11 protein-coding genes are annotated in these 13,765 nt (G+C 66.1%); 10 read left to right on the top strand and 1 reads right to left on the bottom strand.

Translation table 11 applies throughout. From position 1 onward, the window contains the following. Nucleotides 1-3 precede the first annotated feature (3 nt). Entirely contained in the window at nucleotides 4-1,383 is a 1,380-nt protein-coding gene (locus tag SAJA_RS05220) for an AmpG family muropeptide MFS transporter (protein ID WP_245963230.1), read from the top strand. Beyond that, nucleotides 1,380-2,747 (top strand): DUF4139 domain-containing protein, encoded by a 1,368-nt coding sequence (locus tag SAJA_RS05215; RefSeq protein ID WP_123657610.1) that lies wholly within the window; start codon nucleotides 1,380-1,382, stop codon nucleotides 2,745-2,747. Before SAJA_RS05220 ends, SAJA_RS05215 begins: the two co-directional genes overlap by 4 nt. 53 nt (nucleotides 2,748-2,800) lie before the next feature. On the opposite strand, the gene SAJA_RS05210 is transcribed toward SAJA_RS05215, so the two are convergent. Then, nucleotides 2,801-3,691 (bottom strand): polyprenyl synthetase family protein, encoded by an 891-nt coding sequence (locus tag SAJA_RS05210; RefSeq protein ID WP_123657609.1) that lies wholly within the window; start codon nucleotides 3,689-3,691, stop codon nucleotides 2,801-2,803. A 163-nt stretch (nucleotides 3,692-3,854) separates the two neighbouring features. On the opposite strand from SAJA_RS05210, the gene shc reads away from it, so the two are divergent. The 8 genes from shc to SAJA_RS15105 all read left to right on the top strand — a co-directional run bounded on the left by shc (nucleotide 3,855) and on the right by SAJA_RS15105 (nucleotide 13,741). Continuing rightward, nucleotides 3,855-6,893 (top strand): squalene--hopene cyclase, encoded by a 3,039-nt coding sequence (gene shc / locus SAJA_RS05205; protein WP_123657608.1) that lies wholly within the window; start codon nucleotides 3,855-3,857, stop codon nucleotides 6,891-6,893. Continuing rightward, nucleotides 6,890-7,630, top strand: coding sequence for a phosphorylase family protein (locus SAJA_RS05200; RefSeq protein WP_123657607.1), 741 nt, complete (start codon nucleotides 6,890-6,892; stop codon nucleotides 7,628-7,630). The genes shc and SAJA_RS05200 overlap by 4 nt, the downstream gene beginning before the upstream one ends. Continuing rightward, nucleotides 7,627-10,275, top strand: coding sequence for an MMPL family transporter (locus tag SAJA_RS05195; RefSeq protein ID WP_123657606.1), 2,649 nt, complete (start codon nucleotides 7,627-7,629; stop codon nucleotides 10,273-10,275). Before SAJA_RS05200 ends, SAJA_RS05195 begins: the two co-directional genes overlap by 4 nt. Then, nucleotides 10,259-10,894 carry a CDP-alcohol phosphatidyltransferase family protein gene (locus tag SAJA_RS05190; RefSeq protein ID WP_123657605.1) on the top strand — a complete coding sequence of 212 codons (636 nt, stop codon included), beginning with the start codon at nucleotides 10,259-10,261 and terminating at the stop codon, nucleotides 10,892-10,894. The genes SAJA_RS05195 and SAJA_RS05190 overlap by 17 nt, the downstream gene beginning before the upstream one ends. Nucleotide 10,895: 1 nt before the next feature. Then, nucleotides 10,896-11,897: a hopanoid-associated sugar epimerase gene (gene hpnA, locus SAJA_RS05185; RefSeq protein WP_123657604.1), complete on the top strand. Its 1,002-nt coding sequence runs from the start codon at nucleotides 10,896-10,898 to the stop codon at nucleotides 11,895-11,897. A gap of 5 nt (nucleotides 11,898-11,902) precedes the next feature. Continuing rightward, a complete protein-coding gene (locus tag SAJA_RS05180; RefSeq protein WP_123657603.1) occupies nucleotides 11,903-12,415 on the top strand; it encodes a DUF2147 domain-containing protein in 513 nt (170 codons plus the stop codon). 14 nt (nucleotides 12,416-12,429) lie between these two features. After that, the gene (locus tag SAJA_RS05175) at nucleotides 12,430-13,482 is read left to right on the top strand and encodes a catalase family protein (protein WP_123657602.1); all 1,053 of its coding nucleotides are present in this window, start codon (nucleotides 12,430-12,432) and stop codon (nucleotides 13,480-13,482) included. Nucleotides 13,483-13,570: 88 nt separating this feature from the next. After that, on the top strand, nucleotides 13,571-13,741 hold the full coding sequence (locus tag SAJA_RS15105; RefSeq protein ID WP_184999757.1) for a hypothetical protein: 171 nt from the start codon (nucleotides 13,571-13,573) through the stop codon (nucleotides 13,739-13,741). Nucleotides 13,742-13,765: the final 24 nt, after the last annotated feature.

The raw sequence follows: 13,765 nt of genomic DNA, 5'->3' as shown, positions 1-13,765 counted from the left end.
CGTGTGAGCGGGCACGCCGGCGCACCGTCGGCTCAGGCCGGAAAACGAGACTGGCGGGCGGCGCTGTTCACCTATACCCGCCCGCGTGTCGTAGGCATGGGGTTTCTGGGGTTTTCCTCGGGGCTGCCGTTCCTGCTCGTCTTTTCCACGCTGTCGGCGTGGCTGGCCACGGTGGGCGTGTCCAAGACCACGATCGGGCTGTTTTCGTGGCTGGGGCTGACCTACTCGTTCAAGTTTCTGCTGGCACCGTTCATCGATCGGTTCCGAGTGCCGGGGCTGGGCCGATGGCTCGGCAAGCGACGCTCCTGGATGCTCATCGCCCAGGCCGGGCTGATGTTCGGGCTGTTCTCGATGGCCGGTACCGATCCGGTCGAGGCCTTGTCCACGCTGGCCTGGTTCGGTCTGCTGGTGGCCTTTGCCTCCTCGATTCAGGATATCGCTATCGATGCCTGGCGCATCGAGGCCGTGGCCACCGATCAGCAGGGGGCGATGGCGGCGACCTACCTGGCGGGTTATCGCATCGCCATGCTCGTGGCCGGCGCGGGCTCGTTCTATATCGCGGCCGGTGCGTCCTGGCCCACGGCTTATGTCGTGATGGCCGCGCTCGTGGGCATCGGCATGATCACCGTTCTGCTGCTCGGCGAGCCGGATGTCGATGCGGAGGGCGAAATGGCCGTGCGCGAGCAGTGGGCCGTGGACTGGCTGGCCGCGCGCACCCATCAGCCGGCCTGGCTCCAGCGCACCCAGCGCTGGATCATCGGTGCGGTGATCTGTCCGTTCTGGGATTTTCTGGCGCGCTACGGGCGCGCAGCACTGGTCATTCTGGCTGTGGTGGGGCTGTACCGGGCCTGTGAAATCACGCTGGCGGTCATGTCCAATCCGTTCTATCTGGATGCCGGCTACAGCCCGGAACAGATCGCCAGCGTGACCAAGATCTTCGGCTTGATCATGGTGCTGGCCGGGGCCGCACTGGGCGGCGTGCTGGTCGCGCGTATCGGGGTATTGCGCGCGGCACTCGTGGGGGCGGTGATCTCGCCGGCCTCCAATCTGGTGTTCGTGTGGCTGTCGTTGCAGAGCGCGCCCGGCATTGTGGATCTGGCGGCCACGATCTCGATCGAGAACCTGGCCAACGGCATGGCCATGACCGCGTTCATCGCTTATTTATCCAGCCTGACTAATGTCGCTTACACGGCGACCCAATACGCGCTGTTTTCTTCGTTGATGACCTTGCCGGGCAAGTTCGTCGGCGGGTTCTCGGGCTGGGTGGTCGAGCGGTTCGGTTACGGGTGGTTCTTTTTCGATACCGCGCTTATCGGCCTGCCGGTAATCATCCTGCTTACCGGGCTGGTCATCTTCCAGCCACGAAACAAGGACACGACATGACGGCGAAGACGTTATTCACGGCCGGCGCGCTCGCGCTCGGCGGCCTGGCGGCGGCACAGGCCGCACCCGAGGCGACGGGCCAGACTAAAGGCCCGGCTGGCGACCCGACCCGCACGGCCATGACGTTGTATAGCCAGGGCATGGCCGTGATGCAGACACAGCGCTCGCTGACACTGGAACAAGGCACCCAGACCGTGCGCTGGCCGGTCGCGGCCCTGCCTGAAACATCCAGCCTGGCGCTGGTTGGCGACGGGCTTCGATTGACCGGTTTTGACGTGGCGGCCAGCGCGGGCCGCGGCCTGGCCACGCGTATCGGCCAACGCGTCACGCTCGGCGCCGGCGATGAGGGTCAGACGAGGCGCGAGGCAACGCTTGTAGCGCTGGAAGGTGATGCGGCCCTGGTTCGGGTGGATGGCCGCATCGAGCGTATCGCGCTGTCCTCGCCGATGGTGATCGGCTGGCCCGCGGCCGAGGACGACGCGCGGCGCGCGGTCTCGCTGGATATCGCTGCCCAGACCGGCGGCCAACAGACCGCGGCATTGCTGTATCAGCGGGCCGCCCCGGCTTGGCAGGCCAGCTATACCGGCACCTTCGATGCCAAGACCGGCGCGTTGCGTGTCAACGCCTCGGCGATCATCGACAACCAGAGCGACAGTCCGCTCGATGCGGATCAGGCCTGGCTGGTGGCCGGTCAGCCCCAGCGGGCTGATTACAACGCGCCGCAGCCGGTCATGATGATGGCCAGCAAATCCCGGGCGGCCGGCGACGCTCAGCCCGGCGCGCCGGAGGCCACGGGCGGGCTGTATCGCTACCCGCTGAAAAACGGGCTGCATATCGCGGCTGGCGCCACGCGTGGCATGACGTTGATGGCGCCGTTCACGTTGGATGCCAAACGACGCACCACGTTCACGCACTACGCCACGGCCGCCGGGCGCGGCGCGCGCGAGCACGCCACGCTGGCCCTGCATGCCAACAACAGCACGAACAAGCCGTTACCGGCCGGCCTGATTCGTATCTATGACGCCGATGCCCGAGCCCAGCTTCTCGGCGGCGACACGCTGGACGATGTGCCCGACGGCGCGCCGATCGATCTCACGCTGGGCGAGGCCTTTGATATCACGGCCACGCGAGAGATCGCGGCCACCGAGACAAGCGGCGAGCGTCGTGTGCGCATGACGCTGTTCAACGCCAGCCGGACGTCACGCCAGGTGCGTATCGTCGAGCGCCTGCCGGATAACGCGCTTCTGGCGCCGGGCACGCCGAAACCGTCCGGGCGGACCGAGGGGGCACCGATCTGGCAGGTGACGATACCGGCCGGTGGTCAGACCGAGTTCTCGTATCGGTTCGTCATCGACCAGGACTGACCAGGGCTGACCAGGGCTGCCAGGGCTGCCAGGGCTGATCGCTGGCGCTGGCGTCAGTGATCGCGTTTGACGATCTCCGCGGCCAGGGCGCGCAGGTCGTCGGCCGGTGCGCCTAGAACGTCAAGAGCGGCGGTGGCTTCGGTGTAGAGCCGGTCGGCGAAGGCCTTGGCCTCGGCAAGGCCCATCAGCGCCGGGTAGGTGGCCTTGTCGTGGGCCAGATCGGCGCCTTGTTGCTTGCCCAGCTGCTCGGTGGTGGCCTCGATGTCCAGCACGTCGTCACGAACCTGAAAGGCCAGGCCGATCCGCTGGGCGAAGATCTCCAGGCAGTCGATGACATCGGCTGACAGATCATCGGCCGCCGAGGCCGCCATCATCACGCAGGCCGAGAGCAGAGCGCCGGTCTTGAGGTTATGGATGGTTTCCAGATCCTCGAGGGTCACATCGGTCCGTGCCTCACTGGCCATATCCAGGGCCTGGCCGCCGACCATGCCGCGCGAGCCCACCGCCGCGGCCAGACAGCGCATGACGGCCACACGAGCGGCGGGGCGATCATCCAGACCACCGTGCGTGGCCACGATTTCAAACGCCAGCGATTGCAGGGCATCACCGGCCAGAATCGCCGTGGCGTCATCAAAGGCTTTATGCGTGGTGGGCCGGCCGCGGCGCAGATCGTCGTCGTCCATGGCGGGCAGGTCGTCGTGGATCAGCGAGTAGGCATGGATCAGCTCGATGGCGGCCGCGGCCCCGTCGACACGAGATAACGGCACACCCAGGGCCGTGGCCGTGGCATAGACCAGGCGCGGACGCACCCGTTTGCCCGGTGAGAGCGCGCCGTAGCGCATGGCTTCATGCAGGCGCGCTGGCGCGCGATCGTCGGTCGGCAGGCAGGCAGCAAGCACGTGCTCGATGCGTTGGCTATAATGCGTCGCTTGATTGGGTTCCATCGGCGGTTCATCACTGTTGCCGCCGGCCGGGACAAGCCGTCGGCGAAGTCGGTGGCGGGCTAGCTAGCCATTGATCCCGGAAAGCGTCAAGCAAGCCGCTTCGACGATCCGACCGCCGGCCAGCTCTATCTTGGCCGCTCAAAAACTGGGAAGTCGCTCGTTCATGTCACAAGCACCTCTTCAGACGCATTCGGCTCGCCGGGCGTTGGCCTTTCAGGACGAGATCCTGCCGAGCGTGTCGCGCACGTTTGCCCTGACCATTCCCGAGCTGCCCGAGCCGCTGCGGGTGGCCATCGGCAATGCGTATCTGTTGTGTCGCATCGCGGACACGATCGAAGACGACGCCGAGATGGGGCGGGCCGACAAGGCCGCCTGGCATGCCGCCTTCGTGGCCGTGGTCGAAACCGGGCAGGGCGCGAGCGATTTCGGCGCCCGCCTGGCCCCGCTGCTGTGTGACGAAACGCTGGCTGAAGAACGCCGCCTGGTCGAAAACACCGATGAGGTGATGACCGTCACCCAGGGGTTGGGGGCCACGCGTCAGCAGGCCGTGGCGCGCTGTGTGCGCATCATGTGCGACGGCATGCCCGAATACGAAGGGGCGGCCACGGTAGACGGCCTGCCCACGCTCGTGCATCTGGACCGCTACTGTTATTTCGTGGCCGGTGTCGTGGGCGAGATGCTCACCACGCTGTTCACCGACTACGAGCCGGGCATGGGCGAACACGACGCCGAGCTCAATCGTTTGGCGGTGTCGTTCGGGCAAGGGCTGCAGATGACCAATATCCTCAAGGATATCTGGACCGACCGGGGGCGCGGCGTGTGCTGGCTGCCGCGCGATGTGTTTGCCCGCCACGGTTTCGATCTGTCCACGCTGACCGCCGGCGGCAGTTCGGATCCGGCCTTTGCGGCCGGCCTGTCCGAGCTGATCGGCCTGGCGCATGGGCATCTGCGCAACGCGCTCGAGTACACGTTGACGATTCCCGGCCACCAGAAGGGTATTCGTCGGTTCTGCCTGTGGGCGATCGGCCTGGCGCTATTGACGCTGCGCAAGATCCAGAACAACCCGCGTTTCACCGATTCGCGCCAGGTGAAAGTCTCACGGCGCAGCGTGCAGGCCACGGTGCTCACGACCAACCTGGCCGTCTCCGATGATGATCGCCTGCGGCATCTGTTTCATATGACGGCTGCGGATCTGCCCGCGCTCACGCCCAAGGTGGCCGCGGATCCCGGCGCGCCGATCAACGATCTGGTGGAGCTGCCGGCCAACGAGACATTGCAGGCCGAGGCCCCGCCCGGCCTGGAAGAGGCGATCGGCGCCGCGGTTGCACGGCTGCACGCCGACCAGAAGCCCGACGGGCACTGGTGCTACGAGTGCGAGGCCGATTGCACCATTCCGTCCGAATATATCCTGATGATGCACTTCATCGGCGATGTGGATCAGGCACTGCAGGCCCGTATCGCCCGCTTCATTCGCGCCAAGCAGGCTGCCCACGGCGGCTGGCCGCTCTATTACGGCGGCGATCTGGATCAGTCGGCCTCGGTGAAGAGCTATTACGCGCTCAAGCTGGCCGGCGACGACGTGGACGCGCCCCACATGGTGCATGCGCGCGAAGCGATTCGTGCCCGCGGCGGGGCCGGCAACGTCAATGTCTTCACGTTGATCGCGCTGGCCCAGTTCGGCCAGGTGCCCTGGCGTGCGGTGCCCTTCATCCCGGTGGAGGTGATGCTCATGCCCGAAGCCTCGCCGTTCCACCTGAGCAAGGTGTCCTACTGGTCGCGCACGGTGATGGTGCCGTTGTTCATCCTGACCAGCCTGCGCGTGATGGCCAAGAACCCGGCCGGGGTCAACGTGCGCGAGCTGTTCACCGTGCCGCCCGAGCAACAACGCGATTTCGTGCCGGTGGACTCGCCGCTCCAGCATTTCTTCAAGGGCCTGGACGCCGTCGGGCGCAGTTTCGAGCCCCTGATCCCGCAGTTCATTCGCCGGCGAGCGATCAAGAAAGCTGAGACCTGGATCATCGAACGCCTGAACGGCACCGACGGCATCGGCGCGATCTTCCCGGCGATGGTCAATGTCTACGAGGCGCTCGGCGAGCTGGGTTATGCCGCCGATCATCCGTACCGGGCCGATACCCGCAAGGCCATCGACGATCTGATTTTCGACCACGGGGACGCGGCCAACGTCCAGCCCTGTGTCTCGCCGGTCTGGGATACCTGTCTGGGCGGGCTGGCCCTGCAGGAAGCCGCGGCCACCGGCGATACCCCGGCCGTACGCGCCGGGCTGGACTGGCTGGCCGCGCGCCAAGTCTGTGACGGGCCGGGCGACTGGCGCGATTTCCATCCCGATCTGCCCGGCGGTGGCTGGCCTTTCCAGTACGCCAACGATCATTATCCCGATCTGGACGACACGGCCGCGGTGGCCTGGGCCATGTACAACACCGGCGATCACGCCACCTATGGCCGGGCGATCACCCGCGCCATCGACTGGCTGATCGGCATGCAGTCGAAAAACGGCGGCATCGCGGCGTTCGACTCCGACAACAACCACGAATATCTCAACGCCATACCGTTTGCCGACCACGGCGCACTGCTGGATCCGCCCACGGCCGACGTGACCGCGCGCGTGCTGGCTCTGGCCGGGCGCCTGCGCCGGGCCCAGGACGGGCCGTTCATTCGCCGCGCGCTGGCTTATATCAAGCGCGAGCAGGAGGCCGATGGCTCCTGGTTCGGGCGTTGGGGCACCAACTATATCTATGGCACCTGGTCGGTCCTGACGGCCGCCGAAACGCTCGGCGAGGACATGCGCCAGGACTGGATCCAGCGCGGCGTGGCTTATATCAAGGGCATGCAGCGCGCCGATGGCAGCTGGGGCGAGGATCAGGGCAGCTACTGGAACCCGCCGCGTGGGCGCGCCGATATCGCGACCAGCTTTCAGACCGCCTGGGCCATGCTGGCCCTGATGGCCGCCGGGGAGCGCGACAGCCGGGCCCTGGCACGCGGCGCGGCCTGGCTGATCGCAGCCCAGGGCGAGGACGGCGCCTGGCATGACCCGGAACACACCGCGCCGGGCTTCCCGCGCGTGTTCTATCTCAAGTATCACGGCTATACGCATTATTTCCCGATGTGGGCGCTGGCGCGCTATCGCAACAGCCGGGCGGGCGTGGCCTCGCCGGTCAGCGAGCCGCTCGAATACGACACATGACACACCCGGCGTGTGACCAAATCGCTTATATCGCGGCCCTGCCCGGTGAGGCACGGGCGCTGGCACGCCTGCCCGCGCTCGGCCGGGCGCGCCGGCCCGACGGCAGCCGTGTGCGCCTGGGCGGCATGGGGCCCGAGCGGGCCGAGGCGGCCGCTCGGGCCGCGATCGCCGACGGGGCGAGCGCGCTGGTCAGTTGGGGCGTGGCCGCGGCACTGGCCCCGGGCCTGGCGGCGGGTGATCTGTTGTTGGCCGATGGCGTGCGCAGCGCCGATGGCCGGCTGCTGGCCGTGGACAAGACCTGGCGGGCTGCGATCGCGGCGTCTCTGCCGATGGGTCTGGCCGCGCCGGGCGTCACGATCACCGAGGCGCGCGACGTGATCGCCGACCCCGCGGCCAAGCACACGCTGCATGCGGCCACCGGTGCCGATGCTCTGGATATGGAAAGTGCGGCCATCGCGCGCGTGGCCGCCGAACACGGCGCGGCGTTTGTCGCCATACGTGTGGTGCTGGATGATGCCAACACCGGCCTGCCGGCCGCCGCGCGAGTGGCCATGGATGAGGCCGGGCACCTACAGCCGGTGGCCCTGGCGCGCAGCCTGGTGCGTGCGCCTCTGGCCCTGCATCACCAGCTGCGCGGGCTGAAACAGCTGGCCGTGGCTTATCGCGCGGCACGCATCACGCTCGAGCGTGTGGCCGATGCGCTGGCCAATGCCCCGGCCGATACGCCACCCGCATGAGCCGCTCGCGCCTGACACGGGGCCTGGCGGCGTGGGTCGATCTGATGACACGCCATGCGATCTGGGTGGTGTTGTTCGGCCTGGTGCTCACGACACTCGCCGGCGGCTACGCCGCCACCCATCTATCGATGGATACCGACGACGCGGATCTGATCAGCCGTGACGTGGACTGGCGCCAGACCTATATCGCCTATCAGGACGCGTTCCCGGTCTATACCGACAATCTCGTCATCGTCGTCGACGGGGCCAATGCCGACGTGGCTGCCGCGGCCACCGATCGCTTGGCCGATGCCCTGCGGGACAAGCCGGATCTGTTTGCCTCGATCTATGAGCCGGGCGGTGGGGCGTTTTTCGCCGAGAACGGCTTGCTCTATCTGGACACGCCGGAATTGGCGGATCTGTCGGATCGTCTGAACCGGCTCCAGCCGTTTCTCGGCCGGCTGACCACCGATCCCACGCTGGTCACGTTCTTCGATCTGCTGGATCAGGCGATGGCGCCCGATGCGCCGGTGGATCTGAATCTGTCGCCGGTCTTCAACGAGCTTAGCGGCGTTTTTGCGGCGTCCAGGGCGCAGGATTTCGGCCAGCTGTCCTGGCAACAGCTTATCGGCGGCGATCAGCCGGGCGTATCGGATCGGCGCTTCATCATCGCCAAGCCGAAGCTGGATTATAACCGGCTGTTGCCCGGCGAGCCGGCCATGAAGGCCGTTGACACGGCCGCCGCTCGGCTGGATCTGGATAGCGCGCACGGCGTGACCGTGCGCCAGACCGGCGAGGTGGCGCTCTCCGACGAGGAGCTGGAAAGCGTGACCCAGGGCGCGGCCTGGGGGGCGGCACTGGCACTCACGATCGTCGCGATCCTGCTTTATGTCGGCCTGCGCTCCTGGCGTTTGATGGGCGTATCGCTGGTCAGCCTGCTGGCCGGGCTGGTCGGTACGGCGGCCTTCGCGGCCTTCGCGGTCGGCCGGCTCAATCTGATCTCGATCGCGTTTGCCGTGCTCTATATCGGCCTGGGTATCGATTACGCCATTCACGTCTGTCTGCGCTATCGCGAAGCGCTCGGTGAAATGGGCGCCGGTGTGGCTGATCGCGCGGCCGGCGTGCGGGCCGCGCTGGCCACGGCGATCAGCGACGTCGGGGTCTCGCTTGGCCTGTGCGCGGTGACGACCGCCGCCGGGTTCTTCGCGTTCCTGCCCACCTCGTATTCCGGGGTGGGTGAGCTGGGCCTGATTTCAGGGGCCGGAATGTTCATCAGCCTGCTGGTGAGCCTGACCTTCCTGCCGGCAGCCATCGCGCTGGTCAAACCCTGGACGCCGACTGCAGCCGGGCGTGCCTCGCGGGCGCCGTTCATCGGCCCGCGTGCACAGCGGGTGATCTGGGCGGTGGCGATCGCGGCCACACTTGTCTCGGCGGCGGCCTTGCCGTTCGTGTCGTTCAATCCGAGTGCGCTGGATCTGAAGAATCCGAACGCCGAATCGGTCAAGACCTATCGCGATCTGCTGGCCACCAGTGATCGCTCGCCCCTCACGCTGGTCGCCACGCGTGATTCCCTGGCCGGGGCCAACGCGCTGGCCGCGCGGATCGCCGACCAGCCGCATGTGTCCTCGGCGATTACGGTCGAGAGCTATGTGCCGACCGATCAGGACGACAAGCTCGCTATCATCGGCGATCTGGCCCTCACGCTGGCGTTGATGCCCCCGGACATGCGCCAGCACGCCGATACGCCGGCCCAGCGCGCGGCCGTGGCGGATTTTGCGGCGGCGTTGGCTGATTACCGCAAGCGACAAGACGACTCACGCCCGGCGGCCAAACGCTTAGCGGCTACGCTGGCGGCCTGGCAGAGCTGGTTCGAGCAGCAGCCGGCCCAGCGCCAGGCCCGGGTGCTCACTGATCTGCGCCACCGGATTCTTGATGGCCTGCCGCGACAGATCGATCAGCTGTCGCGCTCGTTGTCAGCGTCATCGGTGTCGCTGGACGGTCTGCCGGCCGATCTGAAACAGCGCTGGGCCACCGGCTCGGGCACCTATCGCGTGGAGGTCACGCCCGAAGGCGATCTGTCGGACAACGCCGCGATGGCCGATTTCGTGGCCTCGGTGCAACAGGTGGCCCCGGATATCACGGGGGCACCGGTGCTGGAGCTGTCTGCCGGGGCCACGGTATCGCATGCCTTCATGATGGCCTTCATCTATGCCGGCGTATTCATCAGCCTGTTCCTGATGATTCTGCTACGCAGTATTGCGGATACGCTTCGTGTGCTGGCCCCGCTAATCTTGTCTGGGCTGATTCTAAGCGCGGCGACGGTCTGGTTCGGTCTGCCGTTCAATTTCGCCAACGTCATCGCGCTCCCGTTGCTGCTTGGCGTGGGCGTGGACAGCGGTATCCATGTGGTGCATCGCCTGCGCGGGGATCTGCGTAATCGCGCGTTTCTGGCCACCAGCACCGCGCGTGCGGTGTTGTTGTCGTCGGCCACGACGATGGCCGGTTTCGGCAGCCTGGCGTTCTCGCGTCATGCCGGCACGGCCAGTATGGGGATGCTGTTGACCATCGGTATGCTGGCTATTCTAGCCACCACGCTCATTCTGGTGCCGGCGCTCTTTCCGATTCGCAGCCCCGATCAAAGGAGGCCGCATGACCGAGCACGTTGATCAACCTGATACGGCTCGCCCGCTGGATGCGCGGCTGGCCCGGGCGTTGGTCCGGCCGCTCGAAGACACCGCGGCCCGGCCGAACCATCTGACGACACTGCGTTTGGCCCTGGGGCTGATCGCAGCGTGGTGTGTATCTTACGAAAGCCTGGCCGTGGCCAATATCGGGGCTTTCGTGTTCGCTTTGTCGAACTTCGTCGACCACACCGACGGCGAGCTGGCCCGTATCACGGGTGCGTCCAGCCGTTTCGGCCATGTCTATGATCTGGTCTGTGATGCGATCATCCATACGCTGCTTTTTGTGGCGATCGGCTGGGGTTTGGAGCAAACGGTTCTGGGCATGGCCGCGCCCGTCATGGGGCTGGTGGCCGGCGGGGCGGTGGCGTTCATCTTCTGGCGGCATATGATGATGGAGGAAGAGCTCGGCAAGGCCGGGGCCAAACTGCCCTCGGCCGGCTGGTTCGAGATCGAGGACGTGCTGTATCTGTTTCCGCTGGTCACACTCTTTGGCGTGCGCGAGCCGTTTCTGATCGCGGCCTTCATCGGTGCCCCCGCGTTCGCGCTGTGGCTGGGCTGGTATTTCCGCACGCTGCGGGCCCGCCGCAGCAAGGGCTATTGATATGCAGTGTTTGATCACCGGGGCAACCGGATTCGTGGGCAGTGCCGTGGTGCGCGCGGCACTGCGCGACGGCTGGCAGGTACGCGTGACGCGGCGCGGCGCCAGCGATATGCGTGCACTCGACGGCCTCGAGGTCGAGACCGTGACGGTGGATCTATCCGATACCGAGGCTCTGACTCAGGCGATGGCCGGCTGTGACGCGGTGTTTCATGTCGCAGCGGATTATCGTCTCTGGGCGGCTGATCCCAACGAGCTGTACGAGAACAACGTCGAAGGGACGCGTCGGGTCTGCGAGGCCGCGCTTGCCGCCGGGGTCACGCGCGTGGTCTATACCTCGAGCGTTGCCACGCTGGGCATTCCCAAGGACGGCTCGCCCGGCGACGAGACCACGCCGGTGGGCCTGGCCGACATGATCGGCCACTACAAGCGCTCGAAGTATCTGGCCGAAGAAGTGGCCCGTGAATATGCCGACGCCGGCCTGGATATCGTCATCGTCAATCCCTCGGCGCCTATCGGCCCCCGAGATCACAAGCCCACGCCGACAGGCCAGATGGTGCTGGAAGCCGCGGCCGGGCGCATGCCGGCTTTTGTCGACACGGGCCTGAACGTGGCTCATGTGGATGACGTGGCACGCGGGCACTTGCAGGCCTACGCCAAGGGCCAGGCCGGGCGGCGCTACGTGCTGGGCGGGGCGGACATGACGCTGGCCGAGATTCTGAACATGGTCGCCGAGATCGTCGAGCGCCCGGCGCCGAAGATCCGGCTGCCCCATAACCTGGTATTGCCGATCGCCCACGTGGCCGAGCGTGTAGCGCGCATGACCGGCAGGCCGCCGCGGGTGACGGTCGACGGCGTCAAGCTGGCCAAAAAGCATATGTTCTTTTCGCATGCCCGGGCGGCACAGGAGCTGGGTTATCGCGCCCGCCCGGCCCGCGATGCGCTGGCCGATGCCGTGGCCTGGTATTACGCTCATCGCTACCTGCCGGGTGGCAAACGCCCATAAGCCTCATGCGTTACGCCAAGATCGCGCTCCTATTGTGTTTTCTGGGGCCGGCAGCCGCGCTGGCGGCCCCGCAGCCGCCCGAGGCCATCGCCGGTTTCTGGCAGACGGAGGGCGATGAGGCCGTCATTCGTATTGCCGTCGACGGGCATCGTTTTCCGGGCACGATCGTGTGGCTGGCCGAGGATCATTATCCCGGCGATGACCCCAAGGGCATGGGCGGCCAGCCGGTGGTCGATCGCTATAACCCGGACCCGGCGAAACAGGCCCGACCGTTAATCGGTCTGCAGCTACTCAAGAATCTGCATTATCATGTATCCGACAACGACCGGGCACGCTGGGTCGATGGCCGGATCTACGACACCGAGCACGGCAAGTGGTACGACTGCAATCTATGGCTTGCCGACGCCGATCATCTGAGGGTCCACGGCTATATCGGCGTGCCGCTGCTCGGCAAGACCACAACGTGGACCCGCGTGCCCGACCCGAATCAGCGCGGCCCGGTCTTGCCCGAATCGTGACAGGAGTCTGATACATGACCGATTACGTGACCTACAGCGATGACCTGGAAGTGGTGCCCGAGAACGAGGATGCCCAGATCAACGACATCGTGCGTTATCTGCAGACCACCCAGAAGCGCACCTTTGACGAGCGCCGTCATGCCACACGGGATACCCACGCCAAGGGGCAGGGGTTTCTGAAAGGCCGGTTCACCATCGAGGCCGATCTGCCCGAGGAACTGGCCCAGAGCCTGTTCGCAACACCGGGCGCGCACGATGCTGTGCTGCGGTTCGCTACCGAGCCGGGCGCCATGCTGGACGACCGCCAGCCGGCCGCTCGTGGCCTGGGCCTCAAGATCTTTGACGTCGACGGCGACAAGCTCGGCAACGACGGGCGCACCACCCAGGATTTCACGTTCAACAACTGCCCGGTGCTGCCGCTGACCGACGTGCCGACGTATCGCGAGATCCATTATCTGAAAGCCGAGTACGGGCATGACCCCGAGCTGCTGGCTCAAAAGATCGGCGAGCGCGATGACGCGGATCTGCAGACGCTGTTCGAGCGCCTGCCCAATATCGATCTGCTGGCCAACAGCTATTACAGCCAGTCGGCGTTTCGGTTCGGCGACTATGTCTGCAAGTACGCGCTCATGCCCAACCGCGAGGCCCAGCGCGCATTGGCTGCACGGCCGGTCACCGACGATGACTCGCCCGGCGTACTCACCGAGTGGCTGACCGAATTCATGGCCGACAACGAAGCCGGTTTTGATTTCTGTATCCAGCTTCAGACCGATCCAGAGCGTATGCCGATCGAGGATGCCTCGGTGGACTGGGACGTGGGCGAGAGCGCCTATCGCAAGGTCGCCACCTTGACCCTGTCGCCACAGAATCCGTACACGCCGGCCCGGCGCGTGTTCTGTGACGACGTGCTGGGCTTTGACGGCTGGCTGGGCCGGGCCGACCTGCGCCCGCTGGGCTCGATCAATCGCGTGCGGGCCAAGGCGTATCGCTCGTCGTCGAAGATGCGTCATCACCTGAACCAGCGCGCCGAGTTCGAGCCGACCTCGATCGCCGACGTGCCCGACTAGTCAAAACCATCCGTGAGCCCGAACCGGCCCGCGTGGCCGGTTCGTTCTTCCTTGTTCCTTGAATCCATCACCGTGCGTGGAGCGAAGATTGAGCACTGCCACCATCAACGACGCGATTGCCGATGTTGATGCCCGCGATCACGCGGTCTGCGTCGAATCCTTGGCTGGCGCGACGACCCCGCAGCGCCGCGTGTCGAACATGAAAGACTCGATCGCGTATTTCGGCTTCAAGCAGGTATTCAAGCGCACCCCGCGCTGAGCCTTCGCTTTTCTTTATAAAACG

The sequence above is a fragment of the Salinisphaera japonica YTM-1 genome, from assembly GCF_003788585.1.
Taxonomy (GTDB): domain Bacteria; phylum Pseudomonadota; class Gammaproteobacteria; order Nevskiales; family Salinisphaeraceae; genus Salinisphaera; species Salinisphaera japonica.
The sequence above is the reverse complement of the archived record's forward strand: the minus strand, read 5'-3'. Positions and strand labels throughout refer to the sequence as shown.

Bases quoted from the DNA above. Each gene is read 5' to 3' on its own strand.
- hpnA (WP_123657604.1), top strand. From the start codon at position 10,896: ATGCAGTGTTTGATCACCGGGGCAACCGGATTCGTGGGCAGTGCCGTG.
- SAJA_RS05175 (WP_123657602.1), top strand. From the start codon at position 12,430: ATGACCGATTACGTGACCTACAGCGATGACCTGGAAGTGGTGCCCGAG.
- SAJA_RS05190 (WP_123657605.1), top strand. From the start codon at position 10,259: ATGACCGAGCACGTTGATCAACCTGATACGGCTCGCCCGCTGGATGCG.
- SAJA_RS05210 (WP_123657609.1), bottom strand. From the start codon at position 3,691: ATGGAACCCAATCAAGCGACGCATTATAGCCAACGCATCGAGCACGTG.
- SAJA_RS05215 (WP_123657610.1), top strand. From the start codon at position 1,380: ATGACGGCGAAGACGTTATTCACGGCCGGCGCGCTCGCGCTCGGCGGC.
- SAJA_RS05180 (WP_123657603.1), top strand. From the start codon at position 11,903: ATGCGTTACGCCAAGATCGCGCTCCTATTGTGTTTTCTGGGGCCGGCA.
- SAJA_RS05200 (WP_123657607.1), top strand. From the start codon at position 6,890: ATGACACACCCGGCGTGTGACCAAATCGCTTATATCGCGGCCCTGCCC.
- SAJA_RS05195 (WP_123657606.1), top strand. From the start codon at position 7,627: ATGAGCCGCTCGCGCCTGACACGGGGCCTGGCGGCGTGGGTCGATCTG.
- shc (WP_123657608.1), top strand. From the start codon at position 3,855: ATGTCACAAGCACCTCTTCAGACGCATTCGGCTCGCCGGGCGTTGGCC.